The sequence below is a fragment of the Fulvivirga kasyanovii genome (assembly GCF_009711405.1).
Classification (GTDB): domain Bacteria; phylum Bacteroidota; class Bacteroidia; order Cytophagales; family Cyclobacteriaceae; genus Fulvivirga; species Fulvivirga kasyanovii.
The window spans coordinates 1,029-6,963 of sequence record NZ_SMLW01000448.1; the positions used below are offsets into that span (position 1 = coordinate 1,029).

At 42.2% G+C, this 5,935-nt stretch carries 5 protein-coding genes and 1 tRNA gene; 4 read left to right on the top strand and 2 right to left on the bottom strand.

Features of this window, described 5'->3' with window-relative positions:
• The 3 genes from E1163_RS07285 to E1163_RS07295 all read left to right on the top strand — a co-directional run.
• Positions 1 to 243, top strand: a 243-nt coding sequence (locus E1163_RS07285; RefSeq protein WP_185156001.1) for a helix-turn-helix domain-containing protein, incomplete at its 5' end; no start/stop codon positions are given.
• 8 nt (positions 244 to 251) lie between these two features.
• Complete coding sequence (locus E1163_RS07290; protein WP_155170778.1) at positions 252 to 1,154, top strand: BT4734/BF3469 family protein; 903 nt, start codon at positions 252 to 254, stop codon at positions 1,152 to 1,154.
• On the top strand, positions 1,154 to 2,914 hold the full coding sequence (locus E1163_RS07295) for a DUF3987 domain-containing protein (RefSeq protein WP_155170779.1): 1,761 nt from the start codon (positions 1,154 to 1,156) through the stop codon (positions 2,912 to 2,914). The genes E1163_RS07290 and E1163_RS07295 overlap by 1 nt, the downstream gene beginning before the upstream one ends.
• A gap of 27 nt (positions 2,915 to 2,941) precedes the next feature.
• Here the strand turns inward: E1163_RS07295 and E1163_RS07300 are convergent, their stop codons facing one another.
• On the bottom strand, positions 2,942 to 4,147 hold the full coding sequence (locus tag E1163_RS07300; protein WP_155170780.1) for a site-specific integrase: 1,206 nt from the start codon (positions 4,145 to 4,147) through the stop codon (positions 2,942 to 2,944).
• Between the two features lie 143 nt (positions 4,148 to 4,290).
• Positions 4,291 to 4,362: transfer RNA gene (locus E1163_RS07305), tRNA-Glu, on the bottom strand.
• Between the two features lie 173 nt (positions 4,363 to 4,535).
• Here E1163_RS07305 and gap point away from each other — a divergent pair.
• Positions 4,536 to 5,525, top strand: coding sequence for a type I glyceraldehyde-3-phosphate dehydrogenase (gene gap, locus E1163_RS07310; RefSeq protein ID WP_155170781.1), 990 nt, complete (start codon positions 4,536 to 4,538; stop codon positions 5,523 to 5,525).
• Positions 5,526 to 5,935: the final 410 nt, after the last annotated feature.

Consider the following 5,935-nt stretch of genomic DNA (forward strand, 5'->3'; position numbering starts at 1 on the left):
AGGGAGGGGCTACAACAACTTTTGCAGGGCGGGAATCAATTGTCCAGCGAAGGCATTGGCGATTATATCAGTGAGAAGGAGGCTCAAAAGCTTTTAGGAAAAAAAACCACATGGTTCTGGTCTATGCGCACCAAGGGGCATTTAAGTTTTACCAAGGTTGGCAACAAGGTTTTTTACCATAAAAAAGACCTGGAGAAGTACATGGAAGATTGTAAAACAGAAGCATTCAGAAGGGGGAAATAATGAAGGATATGGAGAAGCTTACAGAGCAGCAGATACTAGACCGTACTCACTATGGTCTAAACATTTACGCATATGTGCTACGCCAGTATGACAGCGGAACAATATTGTCCCTGTCCGGCAGGGAGTGTGCGCCTGTATCCAACCCGTTTACCGAAGGAAGGGAAAGTTTACAATTGGTTTTCAATGATGGAAAGTTCGTTTTCAAGGGTGGTGATACGGGGGAGCACAACTCTCCTTTTGATTTCGCTGCTATGCACTTTCAGTTAGAGGGGCAGGAACTGTTAAGAGCTATTGATAAGGCTTTGGACTTAAAGCTGGTTCCTACTGTAGAGCTACCTACTGTTAAGAAACAGCACAACATTACCAATCCGGTATTCAACTATTTCAAAAAGCCTATAGCCAATATCACGCCTTATCGGGAGGTGCGTTTACTGGACGTTTTCAGGGTTGTTCGGGGGAGCTACTTTAGAAAACCTACGGAGTTCGTTCGCTCTATACTTCATGATGCACCCAAGGCAAGAAAGTTTAAGGCGGCCTCTTTCGATTATGTCACTTTTTCAGGGGTATTCTCTACAAGGAGCAACAATAACCTTCTTAGTCATTCGGGGCTTGTAGCGCTGGACTTTGACCATTTGAAGCAGACACAGGTGCAAAAGTTAAAGGAACAGCTATTGAAGGATGAATATTTTGAAACGCAGTTGCTGTTCACCTCTCCTTCTGGCAGGGGCGTGAAGTGGGTAATTAATATCGACCTCAATGGCATGTCACATTACGATTACGTTAGCAGTGTAATCAGCTATACCAAGGCTACTTACAATGTTGAAGTGGATGCGGCTGGCAAGGACGTATCACGGGCTTGCTACCTGCCATACGATCCCGAGGCATATATTAACCCGAAATACTTTTTGTGATGAGGAAGAAGAAGTTTGACCCTGAAAAATGGGGAAATAAGGACAAGAAAGGCACTCAAAAAACGGTAAACACAAGTGGTAAACCGACAGTTTACATGTTTTCTTCTAATGTTGACAATTGTTTTCAAGCCGAAAACATTCTGTCTACAAATGTTTTAAAGGAGGTAAACGAGCTTTTACAAAAAGTAGAAGAGGCTAAAGCTGACCTCACAAGTACTTATGAGGCTTGGCTACAAATAGGTTTTGCTTTATCTCATGCTTTCGGTGAGAATGGCAGGGAGTTTTATCATAGGTTCAGCCAGTTTCACCCTGAGTATGATCAGGCGGCTTGCAACAGGCAGTTTGATCATTGTTTGCGTTCCAACAAACAACGTATTACGGTCAATACATTATTTTATCTGGCTGCTAAAGCTGGCATTCAAGTCACGACAAAGAAGAGTTACAAGCAGGAACCAGTAAAGCCGGACTCATTGCCGGATGAGGTTTTTCGAAATCTCCCGTCTATATTGGAGAGGGCATGTGCGGCAGCTACTTCCCACGAGGAAAGGGATGTCATTCTTTTAGGTTCCCTGGGGGTATTAAGTAGTTGTATCCCTAACTGGTCTGGCCTCTATTCGGGCGGCAGGGTTTACCCCAATTTGTATTTGTTCGTATTTGCTGAAGCTTCTGCCGGCAAGGGTATGCTCAATTATTGCCGCAGGATCGTTTACCCTATCCATAAGGCATTAAGGGAAGAATCAGCGGAGTTAAAACGGGTATATCAGCAGGAGAAGGCGGCTTATCTTTCTGCCAAGAAGGGGGCTAATGTGGAGCCGCCAGAGGTTCCTCCCCAAAAGCTTTTGTTTATTCCTGCTAACAATAGTGCTACGGGAGCTTTTCAGTTGCTTGATGAAAATGATGGGTGCGGGTTGATCTTTGAAACAGAGGGTGACACGCTGGCCAATACTTTTAAAACTGAATATGGCAATTACAGCGATAATCTGAGGAAGGCTTTCCACCATGAGCCTGCATCTTACTACCGCAGGGGTGGCAATGAATACGTGGAGATCGAAAAACCTAAATTATCTACTGTCCTTTCGGGCACACCCCGGCAAATCTCTAACCTTATTCCTGATGCTGAAAACGGACTTTTCAGCCGCTTTTTGTATTTCAATATGTCCATGAATGCAAAATGGAAGGATGTATTTGCCAGGGATGGTAAAACAGGGCTTGAAGAATACTTTGATGCTATTGGAGCAAGTTTTTTTCAATTGCACCAAACGTTAAAGTTATTGCCGCCTACTTCCTTTGAGTTCTCCCAAGTGCAGGCTCGTGATTTTAACCACGTGTTTGGTGAGTGGAGTGAGGAATATGTGGATAAAAAAGGTTTGGTCGCTACTATTCGCAGGCTGGCTTTATCTACTTTTCGCATAGCTATGGTTTTTACTGCCTTACGGGTAAAATGGGAAGGTAGCCCTGCTCCCGTTGTGATTTGTAACGATGACGACTACCAGGCGGCTATGGGAATAGCTAAAACCTTGCTTACCCATGCTATCTATGCATACCACGAGCTTATGCCCTATGGAAATACCGTTACTTCGAAAGGCCGCAAGCAGCAGTTCTTTGATGAGCTGCCTTTTGAATTTTCAAGACAGGTTTATGTAGATGTGGCCAATAACCTTAATATCCCGGTAAAAACGGCTGAAAGGCATATCAGGGATTTTACTGAAAAGGGTATGTTGCTCAAACCTATGCACAACCAATATGCTAAAACGGCCTGATACCGGCCGTTTTAGTCCTTTTACTTGCTATTTATACCCTTCATTCAGCCTGTCCATGTGTTTATCCAGATGGTGATTTGTCACTTTCGCGTATATCTCTGTAGTCTTTATGGAGGAATGCCCCAAAAGCTTACTTACGATGTGCAGTGGAGCATCATTGTCCAGCGTAATGGTAGTAGCAAAAGTATGCCGTGCCATGTGGTGGGTCATCTTTTTGCTTATACCGGATAGGTCGGCTATGGTCTTTAGGTACAGATTGATTTTAACATTACTGTACCGGGGCAATAAATAACCCGTAATTTCCCTTTCTTTATTGTCGTACTTTTCTAATAGCTCCATAGCTGGCTTGAGTATGGGAACCAATAAAGGCTCTTTTGTCTTTTCCTGAGCGATACGAAAACACCACTCCTCTTTGCTGTTCTGTACAATGTCTTTCTTTTTTAAAGCCATAGCGTCAGAGTATCGAAGCCCGGTATAAACAGAAAATAGAAATATATCCCTGACACGTTGCAGGCTTTCATTGCCATGAAAGTTGTGGTTTGCTAATTTCTCTATTTCCTTCTGTGTCAGAAAATCAGGGTACCTCTTTTCGCTTTTTAATTGAAAGTGTTCATAAGGCCATTTTGAAACAAGGTTTTCTTTATGGGCTATAGAGAGTACTTTTTTTAACCGGGTATGGTTCTTATTGGCACTGTTACGTCCCATAGGCTTGTTATATTGCTGGCTAGGGGTGATAAGCATGTAGTGGTCAAATTCTTTGATGAACGTATAGTCTATATGTTCTAACAATATATCTGCCTGCCTTCTGCTACCTAAAAAGCCTTCTAAATGGCCTAATGTGGTATGATAGGATTTTAGGGTATTGGAGGCAAGCTCCCCGGCTGCTTTTATTGAATCATAATAGCACCGGAAATACTCAAGCAAATACCGCTTTTGTTGGTGGCTACCCGTATATATATCTTTTACAAGTTTTGCACTTACGCGCTTGCCGGCATAAACAAGGTCACGCTTGATTTTGCGTATTTCGTTATCTATAAACAAGAGCTCTTCGTTTATGGAAGGGTTGCGCCTGACCTGCTGGGCGGCACTGTCCCACCGGTCTTTGTCTATAATATGGTCGGTGGCTATTTCCGCCTTTTTTCGGTTGATAATAAGCCGGATAAATATTTTGCCCTTCCCGGGGTTGTCCTTGATAGGGTTAAGGACGAATTTAAGTGAAAACGATTCTTTCATTCCAACTGAAACATTTAGTTTTTAAACTGAACAATAGTTGAAACAAATAACGAAAAAACGCGGTGAAAGTTGGGGTGAAATGAAACAAAAGGCTTTAAAAAAAGCCTTTTGAAACGTTTCGAAAGCACCTGAAAGTGCTACTGTAGCCCGTAGGGGAATCGAACCCCTGTTACCAGGATGAAAACCTGGCGTCCTAACCCCTAGACGAACGGGCCATTTTTGAAATGGTGATGCAAAGATATATTCCCGGTTTTTAAATGCAAACCCTTGGCCGAAAATTTTTAAAAAATTTTTTAACGATTTTTAAAACAGCTATTTAATTGGTTTTAGATTAACCGTATTGTATTTTTGCCCGCGAAATATAACAGTAACTATAACCCACCTAATAATGACTAAAGTTGCAATAAACGGTTTTGGAAGAATAGGCCGATTGGCTTTCAAATCATTACTGCAAAAGGACAATGTTGAAGTAGTAGCCATCAATGATCTTACTGACATCGCTACGCTTGCCCACCTGCTTAAGTATGACTCTATCCACGGTAGATTTGACGGCACCGTTGAAACTACAAAAGACGGACTTAAGGTAAATGGCAAAGACATTAAAGTTTTAGCAGAAAGGGACCCCGCTCAATTGCCATGGGGAGACATGAAGGTAGATATCGTACTTGAATCTACAGGAAGATTTGTTGACGAAGAAGGTTCTAAAAAACATATAACAGCCGGAGCAAAGAAAGTAGTAATATCAGCTCCCGCAAAAGGAAACATCCCAACCGTTGTACTTGGGGTAAATGACGACATTATCACCGGCAGCGAAGAAGTGCTTTCAAACGCTTCTTGTACTACCAACTGCCTGGCTCCCGTAGCAAAGGTATTGAACGACAACTTTGGTCTGGAAAGTGGATTTATTACAACTATCCACGCTTACACCTCAGACCAAAGCTTGCAGGACGGACCTCACAAAGACCTGAGAAGAGCAAGAGCTGCTGCAATCAATATCGTACCTACTACAACAGGTGCTGCCAAAGCAGTGGGTTTGGTACTTCCTGAACTTAAAGGAAAACTGGATGGTAACGCAGTACGAGTACCAACTCCAACCGGTTCTTTAACTGACCTTGTTTGCACTTTGAGCAAAGAAGTATCTGCCGAAGAGATCAACGCTGCTATGAAAGCTGCTGCCGAAGGACCAATGAAAGGTATTCTGGAGTACACTGAAGATCCTATTGTTTCTACAGACATCATCGGAAATCCTCACTCTTCAATCTTTGATTCACAAATGACTTCTGCTAATGGTAAATTAGTGAAAGTTGTGAGCTGGTACGATAATGAAGCAGGATACTCTAACAGGGTAGCTGATTTAATTGAAAGACTTGGCAAATAAAAAGCCATCACTTTATAAAAAGGCCTGGAACCAATTTTGGTCTCAGGCCTTTTACTTTTAAGAGCTTGTTAATCTGCCAACCTGTATATAACTGCTTTTTCCCCTACCTCTCTCCCAATGCTATTAAGTTAGGGCCGGAATGTATTCATATGTGGTATCGATTAAGTAAATAAGCGAATTAAAAAACGTACATTCCTATCTCCATATGCTCACATGTGTGCCAACGTAGAGTTCTATTCTATAGCATGTCTATAGCATGGCTTTCCTATGGCACATATTTGCTTTTCGTTTTTCTATAAATATTATGTCCTTACAGGACATTAGGCTGTCTTTGTCATTAATTACGAATTCCTTCTACGGCGATAATCCCGTAGGGATATAATATTTGTAGGAATAGCCATTTAGATCAG

What these genes read in the sequence shown, in the direction of transcription:
- E1163_RS07290 (WP_155170778.1), top strand. Translation starts at nt 252, where the DNA reads ATGGAGAAGCTTACAGAGCAGCAGATACTAGACCGTACTCACTATGGT.
- E1163_RS07295 (WP_155170779.1), top strand. Translation starts at nt 1,154, where the DNA reads ATGAGGAAGAAGAAGTTTGACCCTGAAAAATGGGGAAATAAGGACAAG.
- gap (WP_155170781.1), top strand. Translation starts at nt 4,536, where the DNA reads ATGACTAAAGTTGCAATAAACGGTTTTGGAAGAATAGGCCGATTGGCT.
- E1163_RS07300 (WP_155170780.1), bottom strand. Translation starts at nt 4,147, where the DNA reads ATGAAAGAATCGTTTTCACTTAAATTCGTCCTTAACCCTATCAAGGAC.